The organism is Klebsiella sp. RHBSTW-00215, assembly GCF_014103785.1.
Lineage (GTDB): Bacteria > Pseudomonadota > Gammaproteobacteria > Enterobacterales > Enterobacteriaceae > Klebsiella.
The window spans coordinates 2,774,007-2,791,424 of record NZ_JABXQS010000001.1 but is presented as its reverse complement, the minus strand read 5'-3'; the positions used below and the strand labels follow the sequence as shown (position 1 = coordinate 2,791,424).

General features: G+C 41.8%; 16 protein-coding genes. 7 read left to right on the top strand and 9 right to left on the bottom strand.

Annotated elements, in window-relative coordinates:
• The first annotated feature begins 26 nt into the window (after positions 1-26).
• Genes HV127_RS13220 through HV127_RS13205 form a run of 4 tightly spaced genes read left to right on the top strand, consistent with a single transcriptional unit; the run spans position 27 to position 5,299 of the window.
• Positions 27-671, top strand: coding sequence for a molecular chaperone (locus HV127_RS13220; RefSeq protein ID WP_182236563.1), 645 nt, complete (start codon positions 27-29; stop codon positions 669-671).
• Positions 631-3,222, top strand: coding sequence for a fimbria/pilus outer membrane usher protein (locus HV127_RS13215; protein WP_142982646.1), 2,592 nt, complete (start codon positions 631-633; stop codon positions 3,220-3,222). Before HV127_RS13220 ends, HV127_RS13215 begins: the two co-directional genes overlap by 41 nt.
• Positions 3,222-4,568: a fimbrial protein gene (locus tag HV127_RS13210; RefSeq protein ID WP_139541208.1), complete on the top strand. Its 1,347-nt coding sequence runs from the start codon at positions 3,222-3,224 to the stop codon at positions 4,566-4,568. Before HV127_RS13215 ends, HV127_RS13210 begins: the two co-directional genes overlap by 1 nt.
• Positions 4,568-5,299 (top strand): molecular chaperone, encoded by a 732-nt coding sequence (locus HV127_RS13205; RefSeq protein WP_182236561.1) that lies wholly within the window; start codon positions 4,568-4,570, stop codon positions 5,297-5,299. The genes HV127_RS13210 and HV127_RS13205 overlap by 1 nt, the downstream gene beginning before the upstream one ends.
• 170 nt (positions 5,300-5,469) lie before the next feature.
• Here HV127_RS13205 and HV127_RS13200 read toward each other — a convergent pair whose 3' ends face one another.
• Positions 5,470-5,682, bottom strand: coding sequence for a hypothetical protein (locus HV127_RS13200; protein WP_139541206.1), 213 nt, complete (start codon positions 5,680-5,682; stop codon positions 5,470-5,472).
• A gap of 258 nt (positions 5,683-5,940) precedes the next feature.
• On the opposite strand from HV127_RS13200, the gene HV127_RS13195 reads away from it, so the two are divergent.
• On the top strand, positions 5,941-6,333 hold the full coding sequence (locus tag HV127_RS13195; RefSeq protein WP_182236558.1) for a DUF1090 domain-containing protein: 393 nt from the start codon (positions 5,941-5,943) through the stop codon (positions 6,331-6,333).
• A gap of 320 nt (positions 6,334-6,653) precedes the next feature.
• On the opposite strand, the gene HV127_RS13190 is transcribed toward HV127_RS13195, so the two are convergent.
• From HV127_RS13190 to fimA, 8 genes are all read right to left on the bottom strand, one after another.
• Complete coding sequence (locus HV127_RS13190; RefSeq protein WP_182236556.1) at positions 6,654-8,117, bottom strand: EAL domain-containing protein; 1,464 nt, start codon at positions 8,115-8,117, stop codon at positions 6,654-6,656.
• Positions 8,110-9,045: a fimbrial protein gene (locus HV127_RS13185; protein ID WP_228727523.1), complete on the bottom strand. Its 936-nt coding sequence runs from the start codon at positions 9,043-9,045 to the stop codon at positions 8,110-8,112. Before HV127_RS13185 ends, HV127_RS13190 begins: the two co-directional genes overlap by 8 nt.
• 25 nt (positions 9,046-9,070) lie before the next feature.
• Positions 9,071-9,577 carry a type 1 fimbrial protein gene (locus HV127_RS13180; protein WP_139541202.1) on the bottom strand — a complete coding sequence of 169 codons (507 nt, stop codon included), beginning with the start codon at positions 9,575-9,577 and terminating at the stop codon, positions 9,071-9,073.
• Between the two features lie 12 nt (positions 9,578-9,589).
• Positions 9,590-10,087, bottom strand: coding sequence for a fimbrial protein (locus tag HV127_RS13175; RefSeq protein WP_139541443.1), 498 nt, complete (start codon positions 10,085-10,087; stop codon positions 9,590-9,592).
• A gap of 54 nt (positions 10,088-10,141) precedes the next feature.
• Complete coding sequence (locus tag HV127_RS13170) at positions 10,142-12,769, bottom strand: fimbrial biogenesis usher protein (protein WP_182236554.1); 2,628 nt, start codon at positions 12,767-12,769, stop codon at positions 10,142-10,144.
• 89 nt (positions 12,770-12,858) lie between these two features.
• Positions 12,859-13,515 carry a fimbria/pilus periplasmic chaperone gene (locus HV127_RS13165; RefSeq protein WP_228727522.1) on the bottom strand — a complete coding sequence of 219 codons (657 nt, stop codon included), beginning with the start codon at positions 13,513-13,515 and terminating at the stop codon, positions 12,859-12,861.
• A gap of 100 nt (positions 13,516-13,615) precedes the next feature.
• On the bottom strand, positions 13,616-14,152 hold the full coding sequence (locus HV127_RS13160) for a fimbrial protein (RefSeq protein ID WP_182236550.1): 537 nt from the start codon (positions 14,150-14,152) through the stop codon (positions 13,616-13,618).
• A 79-nt stretch (positions 14,153-14,231) separates the two neighbouring features.
• Entirely contained in the window at positions 14,232-14,780 is a 549-nt protein-coding gene (fimA, locus tag HV127_RS13155; protein WP_004099233.1) for a type 1 fimbrial major subunit FimA, read from the bottom strand.
• Positions 14,781-15,151: 371 nt separating this feature from the next.
• Here fimA and HV127_RS13150 point away from each other — a divergent pair, with 371 nt between their 5' ends.
• Together HV127_RS13150 and HV127_RS13145 are read left to right on the top strand one after the other, a co-directional pair.
• The gene (locus HV127_RS13150) at positions 15,152-15,919 is read left to right on the top strand and encodes a winged helix-turn-helix domain-containing protein (RefSeq protein WP_139541198.1); all 768 of its coding nucleotides are present in this window, start codon (positions 15,152-15,154) and stop codon (positions 15,917-15,919) included.
• Positions 15,920-16,546: 627 nt separating this feature from the next.
• Positions 16,547-17,224 carry a sigma-70 region 4 domain-containing protein gene (locus tag HV127_RS13145; RefSeq protein ID WP_139541196.1) on the top strand — a complete coding sequence of 226 codons (678 nt, stop codon included), beginning with the start codon at positions 16,547-16,549 and terminating at the stop codon, positions 17,222-17,224.
• Positions 17,225-17,418 lie beyond the last annotated feature (194 nt).

The following is a 17,418-nucleotide window of genomic DNA, read 5'->3' as shown; positions in this document are numbered from 1 at the left end:
GCTTCTCAGTTGAAGCAAGTGTTGTCATGCAAGGAAACCGTGTCATCTATGATGCATCAAAATCTCAAAAACCGGTAACCTTTACCAACAACGATAGCTTTCCATATATTGTTCAGACGTGGGTATCCGCGGCCGAAAATACTACGGCATCAGAAGCTGGAGAGAGTCCTTTTGCTATTTCTCCGGCAGTATTCAAAATAAACTCTCATCAAGATCAAATTATTAGTCTTATCTACACAAACGCACAGAAGAAACTGTCGAAAGAACAAATTTTCTACCTGCATTTTACCCAAGTACCTTCTATACTTGAAGATGAACGTAACAAGAATAAACTGGTACTTATTGTTAACAGTGTTGTCAAGATTTTCTTGCGTCCCGACAACTTGCCAATCTCCTATGAGCAGATGTTAGATTTTATTAATTATAAAATCACGAACGACTCTCGCGGATGTAGTCTGATTATTAGCAACCAGTCTCCATATTATTTAAATAGTATCTCGCTAACTACAACCTTTGGCTCGGCAAATAAAGAGATACCGATGCAAATGATTGCACCAAACTCAACATTTTCGTTGCCGACTAACTGTAATAACACCCAGGTACAAAAAAGCATCAGCGTTAGTTATATCAATGACTACGGCGTTGTTCAAAAACATAAACTTAAAGAATAATAATTTATTTATGAAATACATGCCGGGTAAAAAAGCATCAATATTGGTATTTTTAACATTGCCAATCTTTGCCTATGCTGATTCAAGTATGGCAAATTCTAATGATAATAGCAGTGGCTATGTATTCGATACGACCCTTCTGAAAGGAAGTGGCCTGCCTGTTGATGACGTTATCAACTACGTATCTACTGATAAAATCAAACCCGGTAATTATTCGGTAGATGTGCAGCTAAATGGTCTTTTTTTATTTCATGATAATATTGTTTTTAAGATACACAATGGTTCAACGCAACCCTGTTTTTCAAGAAAACAGATACAGCTCATTCCATTGAAAAACAAGATAAAACAAGAACTCGGTGAATGTAACTTTTTACCTGACATTGTTCCCAACGTATCTATCAACACTGATATGCGAAAAATGTTGGTCGAGATCGGTCTGCCAGAAATTGATCTGGCAAAAGAGCCCAAGGGCTACGTTTCACCTGATGATTTAGATGACGGTGAAACTATGCTGCTATCTAACTACAGCATCAATCAATATTATTCTCGTTTCACTGGAGCGGGTTCCGGTAGTTACAAATCTACTTGGGTAGGCTTAAATAACGCTATAAACTTTGGTAGATGGCAGCTACATCAACAAGGAACATGGTCACACAGCGATCCTGGTACAACGCAGTGGTCAACAAACCGCGCATATCTGCAGCGGGCAATTTTACCAATAAAAAGTAATTTGATTGTCGGTGATAACTACACCAGCGGTAGTTTTTTCTCAGGCTTTGCCTTTAGGGGAATATCTCTATCCTCCGATGACCGCATGCTGCCACAGTCACAACAAGGCTATGCACCGATTATCAGGGGAGTTGCCAAAAGTAATGCCAAAGTCACTATTAGTCAGGGGAAGGCTATAATCTATGAAAGCACCGTACCACCTGGTAACTTCGAGATTAACGATCTTTATCCCGTGTCATACTCAGGCGATCTATCCGTCACGATAAAAGAAGCTGATGGTTCAGTGAATGTATTTACGGTCCCCTATGCAGCAGGACCAGAATCTGTGCGAGAAGGAATGTATAAATATTCCGCCATCGCCGGTCATTCTCGCTACGTTGGCGATAGTGATCCATTTGCTGAATTAACCGTACAGTACGGTCTTAGCAACAATATTACGACGAATTTTGGTAGTCGTATCGCTGAAGGTTATCTCTCCGGGGTGATGGGAGGCGTGTACTCCTCTGAATTAGGTGCATTCGGGCTTGATACCACCTTTTCGCAAGCAAACTTGCCAGATGGCGATCAAACAGGCTGGATGTTCCATGCAAGTTACAGCAAACGGATTGTGCCAACCAATACAACAATTGCTATTGCCGGTTACCGCTACTCAACAGCAGGCTATCGAGATCTGTCCGATGTTTTAGGCCTGCGTAAAGCCTGGACCGAGAATAATCTCAACTGGACATCAACAACTTTAAACCAATCCTCCCGATTTGAAATCTCCGTAACTCAGGATATGGATATATTGGGAAGTCTATGGGTATCAGGATCGACACAAGCGTATCGGGATGGCCGAAGCAATGACAGACAATACCAGTTTGGATACAACAAACAATTCGCCAATGGTATTTCTTTCAATGCTTCTATTGCACGAACCCGCTACAGCGAAGCTCGAAATAATTACATTGATGGTGGCATTGGCTACGATAACTATATCAATAACTATTATTCATCCACTCAGCAAACGTTGAGTTCAGTTTCTGTTTCTATCCCTCTTGGACGTAATCAACAAAATACTCTTAGTAGCACTTACACCCAACAAAACGGAGTAGGATCCACATTACAATCCACATTGTCAGGTTTAATGGACACTAGCCAACCGATTAATTATGGTCTGACCTACGCGCATGATTATGCTAATAATCAATCCTTGGGAGGAACATTGCAAACCTCAACCTCCTTCGGTTCGGTTCAGGGAACGCTTTCTCACGCGAAAAGTTATTCTCAAGGCTCAGCAGGACTGCAAGGTGCAATCGTTCTTCACAAAGATGGAGCAACTCTTGGCCCCTACCTGGGAGAGACATTTGCTTTAATTGAAGCAAAAGGTGCTCAGGGTGCGAAGGTTGTTGGTAGCCAGAATACGACCGTCGACAGATTTGGCTTTGCACTGAGTCCCTCTGTTGCCCCTTATCAGTATAATAACGTTGCTCTTGATTCATCTGAAATCAATAAAAATGCAGAGATCGTTTCAGGAAGCCAACGTATCGCACCAATGGTCGGTGCCATGGTTAGAGTCAAGTTCAGTGTCTTGCATGGTTATCCGATGTTAATAAATATCAACTACAATAAACCACTGCCGTTAGGCGCCACTGTTTATAATAACAAAGACAATCCTGTCGGGACAGTCGGACAAAATAATCAAGCATGGGTACGTAATGATAAACTTGAAGATAATTTAAGCGTGAAATGGGGAAATAACTCATCCTGCAATTTACATTACCGTATTTCAGATACACAAAAAGATGATCCAATAATAAAAACACAGGGAGAATGTAAATAATGATTAGTTCAAAATCATTTATATTGACCTTATTGGTGCTGCTCGGGTTAGTTTCATTCAATCAGGCTCATGCAACCTGCACGCGAAAGTCGTCTATTGATGCTGGTTGCGATAGTTGTGGTGTAGGGATTGGGCTGGGCAATGTCAACATTACCAGCAGTTACCTTCAACCGGTTGGCACACCATTAGCAAGTACAGTATTCAGTATTAATACGGCTGTCAGGTATAGCAGCAGTGGAGCCGGAGATCTTGTTTTATATGAATGCGACGCAACTGACGTGGGAAATATCTATGAAGTTTTTGCAACAAACGGTGACGATCGTGTCGGAGGATACTTCGACCTGGGTAAAGATGATTCCCATCAGAACTATTTTGCCACCTATTTCCCCTACGTAGGTATAAAGTTAACACATATTAATTCCGGGCTTCCATTTACTCGCTACTGGCAACAATATCCTATTACCAGCTACGCTACAGTGGGTAACAAAATACAAATTCGTGTTAAAGATTTTAGCGCTATTCGAGCAGACCTTATCAGAATAAGCACACTGCCAGGACAAGGAAAAAGCAACTACTGCGGTGGTTATGTTGCCAGCTCCCCTTATTCAGGAATGGCGTCGCCAACGGGCACCTCCAGCTACACCTGCATACAACCAAATGGCTATGTCACTTTCAAAGGCCCGGGTATTACTACCGATCCTATCGGTTCCGATTCTGCAGATAACTACGCCACATGGGGGACAGGACGTTGGATCGCAATGGGAATGGGAACGTCACCTATATCAACGCTGACCCATACATCTACCTGTGTGGCCCGCAACGTAACTCCTTTAGTACTGCTGCCTACAATTAGCATCCAATCACTTAATAACGGCGGAACATCACAGTCAAATTTCACTGTGTCTATTGAGTGTGATAATGCCGCGGTCTCCGGAATTTCCTCCGGTAGCACTGCATTAGGATTGCAAGTGCCCTATGAAAGTTATTTAACGGCAAAGGAACTTGGACTGGTAAATGCATCAGGCGGTGTCAGTTATCTGCTTTCAGACGGCTATGGTACCAACTCCACAATTGCAACCGGCGTGGGTATTGCTTTAAGCAATACTTCAACCGGCACAGCGATGAATTTCTTAGGATGGGGAGTGTGTACTTCACTCGGTTGTCCAAGCGGTAATGATGTGGGTTGGTATTCTGTTTTAAACGGTGCATCATCTATTGGTAGTGCGGCGTCAGGGTACACCAGTTATAATTCTGTATTCACTGCTACATTAAAGAAAATACCCGGCCAAACGGTAACAGCGGGAAAAGTAAGCGCTAAAGCTTACGTATGGGTGAGGGTTCAGTGATGGGTAAAACAATATTAATAATACTTATGCTGCTTACGCCAATTAGCTATGCTGGAATGCTGATTGAAAAAACCAGAGTGATTTATCATGAAGGTGAAGTCACACAAAGCGTTAATATCATGAATGTTAATCCGTATCCCACATTTGTCCAAACATGGGTGGATTTAGGCGAGGTTAACAATTTCAAGCAGAGCGCTTCATCACCATTTGTTCTGATCCCTCCAATATTTAATTTACGCCCTAATGAAATAAAATCAGTTAGAGTTATTTTTAATGGCCAAAAATTACCAACAGATAGAGAAAGCCTCTATTGGATAAATATTTATGAAGTTCCAGCCATCAAAGAGGCACCAGGGATAGATAAATACTTACTAATGTCAATGAAAACTCAACTAAAGCTTATTTATCGCCCCAAAAATCTTACTGGTAACGTTAATGATGCAGGAAATTCAGTATCATGCTCACTTAAGCAGGATAATCATTTATCCCTGATTTGCCGTAATAACAGCGGTTACGTCTTATCCTATAATGATATTATAGTCAACATCCAAGGAAAATATTATAAAGCATCGGCCGATCTGGACCTGATGATAAAACCGTTTTCAGAGAGTTTCTTTTCACTTATACCTATTTCAGTTGAGCCGATCAAAACCTCTGGTTCTATAATATTTAAACTTATTAATGATAAGGGCGAAATTGAAGAAATAAAAAAAACACTACCAACTATATGATGAGCCCATTTACATCTATTTAGCGTTGCTGATAATTCTCAAAGATTCCCCTATAGCTTCAACATAAATCGCATTGTAATTAAAGTTCTTGTTTATGAGTGTTTATTCAAGGTCATATTACAATGTGATTAATATTTTTACATTGAGTAATTACGAACTAAGAAGAATTCTTAAAAAATAGAAAAATCAATACCATCACTTTTAAGTGTGATAAGCGTATACCAGACAAGACAATAAAAAGCGATAATGATTAGGGCGAGAGCAACGAGGATATTTACAAAAGGAACATCCTCTTCTGTAAGAAAAATCCAGAATGCATAAAAAAACAGAAGCACCGAAAAAGATATCGCGACTAGTGCACATGATGAAAGCAAAGCTTGCATATTGTAATCCTTTACGAAGAGTCATAATTATAACATGATGGTCGTTGAGTGTCTGTACATATAAAACCCTCCCTGCACTACTTAAGTGGTATTGATTATCAGCAGCATTCAATTTTTAAAAGTCATAAAACAGCCCCATCAGATTCATCCTATTTTAACAAAACGACTAATCAACGCATTGAAATAGGTGGGGATTTATATTTAAATATAATCTCTGAAAAAGACTTCAGTGTTCATCAATTAAATTAAGGACATATCATGAAAAAGATAAAAACAGCACTTACCTACTTAACAATCATCAGCGCTTTTTCATCTTTCGGCGCATACGCGGCCAATGAGTTAAAAGGTTGTGCAGCTAAAGAACAACAAATTCAGCAGCAAATTGACTATGCAACTAAACATGGCAATAATCACCGGATATCAGGTCTGGAAAAAGCATTGCGCGAATTACGTCAAAACTGCACTGATGAAAAACTAACCCAAGAAAGAAAAAACAAAATTTCTGAAAAAGAACAAAAAGTTACCGAAAGAATGACTGAACTTAATCAAGCTAAAGAAACTGGTAACGCTGATAAGATAAATAAAAAAGAGAAAAAACTTCAAGAGGCTAAAAGTGAGCTTCTTGAAGCACAAAGCGAACTGAATAAATAAGTATAGATTCTAGAAATAACGCCTCCATTCGCTATACAAAAAATTAGTGCCAGTTATCTGGCACTAATTTTCAGAATTTATCATCCAGATTCATTATTGCATTCTGCGTCTGAATTAATCCTTCAATCTCTTCAAGTCTATGATTAACTTTTATAGGTTCATGAATATCTTTTATAAAAACAAGTGATTTGTCGCCATGGCTGTGAACCATTCTTATTTCAGTTATTCTGACTATCACAACTTTACCTGAGTAGTCCGTTAATTTTATCATTTTAAATTATGTCAACATTTATTATAAATGAATTCTGTCCATTATAATATTATTTAAATTGGTTAGATTTCAATACAAGAGCAGCCAATTCCTCTTCGCTCGCTGGCTGATGAAAGAAATACCCCTGAAAAAGTTCGACACCAAGCCGCTTCAACTTTTCGAAAGTAAAAACATCTTCCACACCTTCAGCAATGCATTGCCTTCCTGTCATCGAGCAATATCCTGATAGAGATGTAATTAATGCTATATCATCTTTACTCGTTAAAACATCATCAATGATACTTTTATCCAGTTTATACCCTTTAAAAGAGAATTTTCTGACAGAAAAAAAAACACTCCCTTCGGAAAAACAGTCATCTAAAAAAAGAATCATGCCCATTCCACTTAGTATATTAAGATTATTCACTACATCACGTGATATATAAAAATCTGATTTTTCAGAAAACTCAAGTACAAGCTGACTTTTCCATCGAGTATCTTTTAGCTGACGACAAGCTTCTATACACATGTTAACCAGACCTGGGCAATCAATCAAATCTGGATGTATATTAATAGAGAAAAAATACTTTCCCTCATACCTGTTTATTCCATCGATGGCATTTTTGAGGCTCATAGCAGTAAGTAGCAACAGGACGCTTTCAGACTTAAGATCTGGAATAAATTCATTCGGGGGGATTACATATCCTTTTTGACGCCAGCGAGTGAGTATTTCGAAGCCACAAATTTCCCGTAAGGTATTTATAATTGGTTGATAAACCTGATAAACCTCCTGCATCTCAATACCGGTTACGAAGTCTTTTTCATAAGAAGACATTTCCGTTTGAGCCAATCTTGCCTTCCATCTTTTTGATGCCCCCGGAAGTTTCCCGGCAAGTTCAGCAGAATTCTCAACCATTTTCCTAAGCCCTGATTTTCTCTGATTGTATAAAGTTTTAGATGCTACATTTCTGTTTCTTTCAACAAGCGCGGTATCAGTACCGCTGAACAGGTCAAGAAGGACTTCAGTTTCGCGTGGGGTTAGTCCTTCATTACTCATTCCTCTTTTGTTAACAGTGAAACGATCTCTTGAGGTGAAAGGTAGGTTCTCTCTCACTCGAGTAAAATATTGTTCCAGACGTTTTACACTCAATTTTGAGGAGATAATCTTCGCACTAAAAACAAATTTTTCCCCACCAGCCATTTGCAGTATATTTTGATGAAGCCAGGAACATGACACACCACTAATGAAAACGAAATCAGTATCTGGATGAACTTTTTTTATTCTCTCAGCTATGTAGATCAACATCAAAAGGAAATAAAAAGATTCCTTAGGTATATAAAATACATACAAACCAGAAGTATCAATTACATCATCATCCTCAGAATGGGTAGTATCAATACTCGCATCGTTAAGTAATATAATTTTAGTCGCAACCCCTTGATTATTTATCAATTCCTTCAGGCCAGCCGCCGCCATAGCGCAAGGGGAAACAATATAAGCAACCGAATATTCTACTTTTGTTTGCTTAATCATAAACAAAATTTACGCCAATAATTGACTGAACACCACCGGCTGTAACCTGACCAGATGTACGAGCATAATTTGCCGTCAGTCCCAAACTTACCGATGAGGTGCCAACAGTCCCCAAAGAGACGTTCTGGTTTGCTGGTATGGCGCTTCCATTGCGGAGCAATTGTATACCAACCCCAGAAGCAGTACTGGTTCCAGAATAGGTATTGAGAAATATATCATTGCTGGTTGCGGTATTGCCAGATAGATAAAAAGAAAGACTCTGATTAGAACCACAGTGAACTGTCAGAGGTACAGCAACCGCACTTCCAGGATACTCAGGGAGAGTCACTGCAACGTTGCGTGCTGATACATCGCAGCCGCCCGTTGGAACTACAACGCTGTTATTGGCGTACAGATTCCAGGTAAAAGTTGCTGTTCTGACATTGCCACCATTGGTTTTATCAGAGCCTACTTGATACATGACAAGAGAGGCAAACATCGTCCCGCTTTCGATCGCTATCCCTCCAGCAGCCGAGGCGGCTGAGGTCAGAGGTGTCAAGTAAAGCTGAGTGTTCCACGGAGTATAACTTCCCGATGTAAAATTATGTGTACCGGTAGCTGAATTTAGAGGAAAAGGATAGCTCGAACCATAATATCTCATGGTACCGGTAAAGTTTGTTAATACTCCACCATATGCCGATCCCTTCAGCATGCTGACATTATCATTTCGTGTATTCGGATTATCATTACGACAAAAAATAGAAGACGAAAGGTCGACAACCAAGTTTTGCCCTACCGCTACACTCGGCTGAAGGTTTACATACACATTCGCTGTAGCCGTCACTGCACCACTGTTAAGTGTATTTCCTGTAGCATCATAACAGGTAAATGCACTGGCACAATTAATCCATGTCAGCTGGGCTACTGATGCAATAATAAAGACTCTCATGAAATATATTAAATGCATTTTCCCCTCACTGATATGTATAAGTCACACTGATTACAGATTCAATACTTCCCTGCGTAGCTCCACCATTCACGGATAGAGCCCTCACCTGCAGAGGAAAGCTGGCAGATAAAGTTGAATCATCAACTGACACTTGTGTTTTCGTACCATTATTCAAATCATTACCTGAAGAATCTTGCAGCTGTAGCTGGATATTGGTCGCGGTCCCCAAATTTTTATAATATCCCGTAGCATCAGCATTACCTGAAAAAGTTGCGGTTACTGCGGATGTTCCAACGGGGCAATTTGTCAGGTTAAGTGAAACTTCATGCCACGCTGAAGACGAACCTGCTGATAATAAATTAAACGTATACAAGTCCCCTAAATAGACAGTGACATCCGATGTTGACACCGTGCAGGGTTTAGCCACGACGCTACCGTTGACCGTAATAGTTACATCAGCAGAAAATACAGGGCTAACGAATGTAAAAAGAAATGCAACTAAAAGATTATTGTATATTTTCACACTCTGCATAATTACCTCAGTTTACTGGTATTCCAGAGTAAATGTTGCTGTACTGTTCGTTAATCCTGCAACGACAGGCATATTTGACGCCTTTAATCGTGCATAAAAATTAAGCGTATTCGATGTACTTGCCGTTAGCGGGGTCCAGCTTAGGGCGCTGCTCTCCGCATTTATTGCAATCTGATTTTTATCACTGTCCAGGATTTGAATTCCAACACCTGAAGCCGCCGTGCCTCCGGCATCTATCGCCAGCAAGCTGGAATTATATGCATTAGCTATTCCAACAAAACCGACCTTAACGGCAATAACGGATGCGCCACATGGAGCCAGTTCAATACTGAAAGGAATTTCCGGTGTAGTAACTTTTCCAACAGCATAAAGTTGCTTTACCGCATTATTCATTAAGTCAACAGTTATATACTGGGATGAAGGAGCAACAGCACAGGTATTATCTTTTATATTACCCTTGATAGTTATAGTGCTGTCTGCCGCCAGAAGAGTGCCCGGGATCATCGTCATCAATATCAGCACAACGGCAGACAACCGGTTAAATTTACCAGCCATATTATCTCCTCAGCGGCATTCCGCACGATATTCACTGAGCGCCTTGTTTCGGCTTTCCTCAGGCAATGTATAGTCCACGCGACACTGTGCATCCGGTGTATCCCCCCAGCTTGCCAGGAGTCGGCCGGTAAGCGGTAAACCGGTGAGATAAACCTGACCACCATCAGCAACGATGCTTCCGCTGTTATTTTTTTCGGATGTCACAACCGCACCAAAGGGGACCGGTTTACCTTTAAACAACAGAGTCATCAGTACCTTCAGCCCCACTCTGGGCTCAAAACTGGCGCGTACAACCGCCCCGTGCGTCGGAACAACGCTCACCACGGCTTCATCTAAATCAACATTATCGGCGAGCGTGTTGGTATCCAGTGCAACACGGTTTTCACGGTAATCTGAGGCATAGGGCAGTACGGCATAACCACGCCAGTCCGTTTTTACCCCGGTCTGGTTCTGAATGTTCACATTACCGGCGCCCGGTGCTTTGACCAGAACAACGGTATCGTTCATTGGCTGGCTGAGCGTGAGCCCGTTAGCATGAGCCAGGACACCACCGCTGAGGCCGTAATAAAGCTGGCGATAACCATCGGTATGGCTATAGCCCACATTTGTATTGCCATAGGCACCGCGATAGTTCAGCGCGGCATACCCGGTTGCCGCGGATGTCCCCTGGCCGCCCCCGGCATAGCCGGTCTGAACGCTGTAGCTCAGGTTATTATCTTCCAGTAACGTACCGTAGAGTCCGGCTGTATTGGTTGCCCGTCCGCGCAGATCATGTGACGCGTTATAACTGGCGCTGGCGTGTCGCCAGACTGACTGACTATCGGAACGCATCCAGTGACTGAAAGGAATATTGACATTAAGCGCCAGCATCTGATCATTGTTATCCTGCCAGGCATTTTTATTCAGACTGTAGCTGAGCCCCCAGGTGATATCCTGCACCACGGTATTCAGACCAATCTGTAATTGCTGGTCTGATTTATTCGTATCCCAATACGTCTGATGACTACCATTAATATAAAGGGTGGACTGTCTTCCCAACTGCTGGGTCACGCTGAGCTGGACTTTCCCTCGCTTGTTATAAGACAGGTTGTAGTAGTCAGTAAATTTGGGTTTGACCTGAATAATCCCATCCTGCGTGACAACGTTATAGCCGGACATCCGTTTGTATGCCGTGTCTGCAAGGGTAAAAAATCCTTCCGTGGAATACCGGTACCCCACCAGTTGAATATTTGTGCCCAGTTCATTCAGCGACTTGTTATACAAAAAACGCAGAGATTGTCCCTGGTGGTCAGTATCATCAGGAAGCTGCGAATTTGCCTGAGTGATGTCAAGCGACACCGCCCCCAGCACCCCCATATTTTTCCCGACACCGACGTTAAATGCCCGGTAGCGGGCAGCCAGTTGCGTTCCGCCATACACGGTCCATCCGCCTGCCAGACCCCGCATCGCGGTTCCCTGGAAAAAACCCGGATGCTCCTGCAGTCGGTTACCGGAGCGATAATCCCCTGCGGTCAGCGCATAGCGGGTATGGCCTTCACGCTGGAGCAATGGCACTGAAGAGTAAGGCACACTGAAAACTTGTGTGGTGCCGTCCGCTTCTTTCACGGTGACCTGCAGGTCACCGCTGCTGCCATTCGCATACAGGTCATTAATCACAAAGGGACCGGGTGGAACGGTACTCCGGTAAATTTCATACCCGTTCTGTTTAATTGACACTGACGCCGTGCCGCGGGCGATACCCCGGATAACAGGGGCAAAACCTTTCTGGCTGTCCGGCAACATATTATCGTCCGAGGCAACCCGTGCGCCGCGGAAGTTTATGCTGTCAAAGATATCACCGTCAGTATACCGGTCGCCGAGCGTAAGGCGCGAACGTAACGCCACGATGTCACGCTCAGCATAAGTATTAACATGCTCCCAACGATTCTCATGAACCGTGCCAGAACTATAGCTCCATGTGGTGTTATCTCGCAGGCGCCAGGCTCCAAAATTCAGACCGCTCTGCAGATTCAGATAAGTATAATTACTGGTGACGCCGTTTTTGCTGCGAGCATTATTTCCCGTCAGGCTATAATTCAGTATCCCGGCATTAATGCCCGGATCCCATAATTCAGGTGATATATAGCCGCGAGCCCGGCTATCCATGTATACCTGCGGAATGGTCATATACAGGCGCTGCAGTCCAACATCAAAGCGAACGGTTGCATCTGGTATCAAAGTGGAAAGCGGAGTACAGGCATCTGCTGCCAGCACAGACATGCCGGGAATGGACAGGGTGTTGACCCCCATTCCACTAAGTTGCCCCCGGGTCAGGCAGGGAGACAAACTGTGGTCCTTCTCACTGGCCATAAACCGGATATCACGCGTAGTCATATAACCATCATTGAGATAGATATCTACCCGGTAGGTTCCTGCTGGAGCCTCCTGGCCTTTTTCAAAAGCTGAAAGATCCGCCACTGCGGCCGGGTCATCAGCCAGAAACCGGGGATTAAAATAAAGCTCGCCCCGGGCTGACGGAATATTTGCCGCAATCAGTAAGGCAAGTGGAATAAAGGTAAAACAGCAGCCAGATTTATATCCGGAGAGCGTCCTTTTTCCCGGGGTTTTTAACCCTTTTTCAGATATCAGATGTGACATATTCCCTCCGGCTCGAATATATTCGCCGGTAATCAGCTGACAGAGGATCCGTAGTTAATCCGTGATGCAGAACAGACTTGTGGCCCTTACTAGTTCTGGGCAGTTATTTTGGGCGTAAGCGCACCGTAGTCATTAATCGTCCTGTAGGTAATCTGACTGCCGGCATCCGCAGGCAGATCCACTGAAGCCTCGCTCAGAGGTGGAACCAGTGCATTATTCAGTTTGCGCGTACCGGCATTCAATTCCGTCACTGTGGCGTAATAAGGCGTGGGGTTACTGATGGTCAACTTTCCTGCCTGGCGTCTGAAGCGCAGGGACTCCGCCACTTTTTCTGGCGCGACTGAAAGACCGGAGGGGCGGTAATAAAGTTTGATCCGACTGATAATAGCCAATTGCAGGACATTATCATTCGTCTTTGATTTATCCATTGCCGGGATAGCTTTCACACTCAGCCAGAATAAACTTTCCCTGTCGCGTGGAAGCTGATTACTTGTCGCATCGATAATCCGAAGAGTATTTTCTTTTTTCCCCTGCATTGAAAACAGAGGTGGCGTAATAACAAAACGGCCATCTTTCTGCCCCGCTGAATTTTCCACCCAGGACTGAATCAGGAATGTGCTCTTTTCATCGTTATTTGTTACTGCGAGCTGAACCTGTTTCTGACCTGCAGGATATATGACTCTGGTGGCGCCAAGTGCCACAGCCGCTTCTGCTTGCAATGAGAGGCCTGCACAAGTCAGCAGCATCACTCCAGCCAGCAACCTGCGGGATATTCCAGTTTTCTTCTTCACCTCAGACCCTCTTTATGGCTAAAAATATATAAACTTGCAGTACATGCTATTTTTGTTATTCGTATGTCAGAGAAAACCACGCCTGTGCATCCGCTTTTCCTCCCATAACATGATGTCCTGTTGCCCGATACTTCGCGACAAAATGCAATATGGTTTCTCCGTTCACAACAGACGCAACACGCCTTGGCGGGCTGTTGAGCGGAATAAGCGTATTGGAGGCATCAAAAATAGCCACACCAATATCCTGTGCAATGCCAGTACCTTCACCGATCGAAATAACATCAGGGTTTTTACCGTCAGCAACACCGTTGAAAGCCACCCCGACATACTGGCTGACGTTCCGGTTACAGTCCCGAAGATGAATATCAAACTCAACCGGGTCGGTATCTTCACCCGGAGCATGCAGCATATTTGTCCGGATTTGCCCCATATTCACGGTGAGGGAACGGTCAGAAATTTCCACGCTGCAGGCTTCCGCGAGCAGCTCCCCTTGAAATCTCATGGCTCCTCCGGGTAGCATGGTCTCCCAGTGTTCGCCGGCTTCCAGCGCCGGAGGCAGAAGAAACAGCAGACTCACTATCAGCGAACGCATTATCTCACCCTGTCATTCCGTTTAAGGACAGGCCTTCCGTGGCCCTGTATGACATCCTGTCATTACCGTGGTGTGGTAATTATTCGTACTGAACAGCAAAAGTGGCATCGGCGTTAGCCACACCCGCAGTGGTTGCACCCAGAGCGTAGTAACGCGCCTGGAACGGCAGAATATTCACGCCGTCTTTCAGAGTCACAGCGGTGCTGAAGGTTGCGCCATCAAGACCCAGCGGTACGCTTTTGGAGTCCAGGATCTGGATACCCACGTTAGTGGCGCCGCCTGCTGCAGAAGAAGCAACAGAAAGCACGGTTGGGTTAGCTGCGTTAGCCGCTACACCAGCAAATGCCACTTTTGCAGTTGTCGCTACGGTAGTGTCACAGTCATTCAGCTGGATGTTGAAGCCGACGTTCTGGCTAACGTCACCGGCAGCAGCAAGTTTGGCAGTACGGTACTGACCCAGTTGAACAGTCTGATCCACAGAACCCGCATCAACCGCGCAGGCGGCGTTGACCAGTTCACCTTTGAAGTGTACTGTGCCGCCGTTCACGGTGGTGGTCGCCGCGAATGCTGCAGCAGAAGTCAGAGCCAGTGCAGAAGTCATAACTAATGCCAGTGATTTGAATTTCATAAAATTTCCTTGGTTTTTCTGTTTACGAATAGTTAATTCGATATTGATTGAAAAAGCGGTAGATCGTTATTTCTAACTAAGGTATTAACGAGATTAATTTGAGTGATAACCTTGATAGATATTCTACTCCTCCCTATACTCACCAGTCATACGGCCAGCGTTAAGAATTATGTTCATAAAATCCCTTTATTTAAATGGGGTAAAACCCTACTTTTTCCACACCTGACTTTATAGAGTTAATTTACAATTTATTATTTTTGAGACATTGAAAGTGCTGTATGGACATGTGATAATCAGCATTGTTAAATCGGTATCTGATTTTATTTTTCACAGCATGCCATCTTTCTTTATAGTCGTCATAAGGAAGCGAAGTGTTTATAATTAACTCGTCATTAATTTACAATCCAGAAGATGCTTCATTGGAACATGCTTACGATTTAATTGAAAAAATGTCTCTTTCACCAGTACAAAATCGCACTTTGTTTTTTTTAGTGAAAAACAAAAATATTCTAGTACCCAAGGAGTTGATTCTGGATGAAGTCTGGGGCAAACACGGGTTGACACCGTCGATGCATAACTTAAACAATGTCATTTCATTTTTGAGGAAATCTTTCTTTAACTATGGCATTGAGAGCATCATTGAAACTAAAGTCAGAGAAGGCATTATCTTCAATGCTGATGTAACGGAAATAAATAAAGCAAATTCATTAAGCAACAGCGCTACATCAGATATAAAATTAGAAAAAAAACCGTCTACATCATTAATTTTTTTGTTTTCTTCTGGTTTTCTTTTGCTATGTTCAATCATATCTTCCGTATATTTTTATAAGAACAATTATTATCTTAACAATACCAATACAACCACTATTGGATTAGTTGGAAGTTGCAAAATTGAATTTATTAGCTCATACTATGAAGTCGATGAGGATGATATCGATGTATCATACCTCTTAAGCATTAGCAAAATTAACCTTCATAAAATTTGCACTACTCCACACATTATTTATTATTATGATAATTATGCTTTAAGCCCCGTTGTACAATGGGGCACCAGAACATCTTTTTATTATATTTGTAATAATAACCACACTAAACAACCAACAACAAATTGCAATAATTTCTATGTTCAAAAAAATTAGACTTAAATATCATAAAATTAGTGTAGCACTTACATCACTAGCAACTTTATTTTTTATCTTATCGGCCTATCTTTATTTTCACAAAAGAGAGATCCCTGAGTGTAGTGGTATTTTAAACGTATACAATGACGATTATATCGGCAAATTATTTATACATGTTTCTCCAGTATCATCTGATGAAGTCTCCTTTGCAATAAATGGAAAGATACACTCGAAAGCAAAAATTCTTGACATATCTCAAATTTATTTATTCAGATATAATAAAGCCACTTCTATATTTAGATTTAACTTAATCAAAACAATGAACTCGAGGGACGCCATCCCTGGAGATTTTCAACCACTTTTTTTATCTTCACCCGGAAATGTTTTTCTTATAAAAATTGAGCAAATCGACAAACAACAGATGCTATTCATCAATAACTTCTCGCCTCTGTTTATTTGTAGTAGGTTAAAATCATGACGTACCAGGCTGTAACACACAGTGTTTTTTCGACATTTAAATCTATTTTATTTATAATAATCAGTCATTAATTCTGTATAATTTATATATTTAGCGTTAAGTGTTAATTTTATGATTTGAACGTTGTAGGTTTGCTTCACCAAAATCCAGATTGATGAGGCTATACTATGCATCGTTTCAAATTATCTGACTTGCTGAATAATAGTAGCGATCCGTGGGCAGTTGTTGATGTAAGTGGAAAGACTACATTAAGTTCTTATAATGAAGCTTTTAAAGGACTCTTTAACATTGAGAATATAAACATTACCAAACATGATATGTTTTCATATCTTAATGAATCAAATGGCATCAATTTATTAAGTTCGGTATCTCAGGCTATTGAACTAAAGAAAAGAATTGTCAAAGCAGAAGCTTATGTCGTGGAGGGGAACTGGAATATATCTCTTTTTCATTTCCACCCATTATCAGTGGAAACAGACAAAGTAAATCTGGTTTTACTACAAATAACACCGGCATTTATAAATGATGTTCATTCACATGTGTTTAGCAACAACGAATTTTCACTCAACGAGTTGATGGTTACATCATCCTCACCGACATCATTATTTAGCGATGTTGAATGGAGAACTATATTTTTACTCAGTTGTAATAAGACGCAAAAAGAAATCGCCAGCATAGAAAATGTGTCACTAAAGGCAATTGAAAAAAGAATATCACGATGTCTGGAAAAAACCGATTGTCTAAACACCAGACAACTTAAAAAATTTATACAATGCAATGGTTGGGACTCATATATACCATCGTGTATATTAGAAAATAGATCTAAATATAATAATATCAATTAATATCAAGTAAATTTATATAGAGGATGTAAGCTTAAGCCTGTACTTTATCGCCCATATATCAAGCGCCTCATTGTATTCCATATGATGAAAATCATAACCACATTGTATTTACTTGAATAAAATTCCATTGGAATATTTTTAAACGGCTCATATTCCGGGTTCTACATGGCCCCATAAAACTGAATAGGTTAACC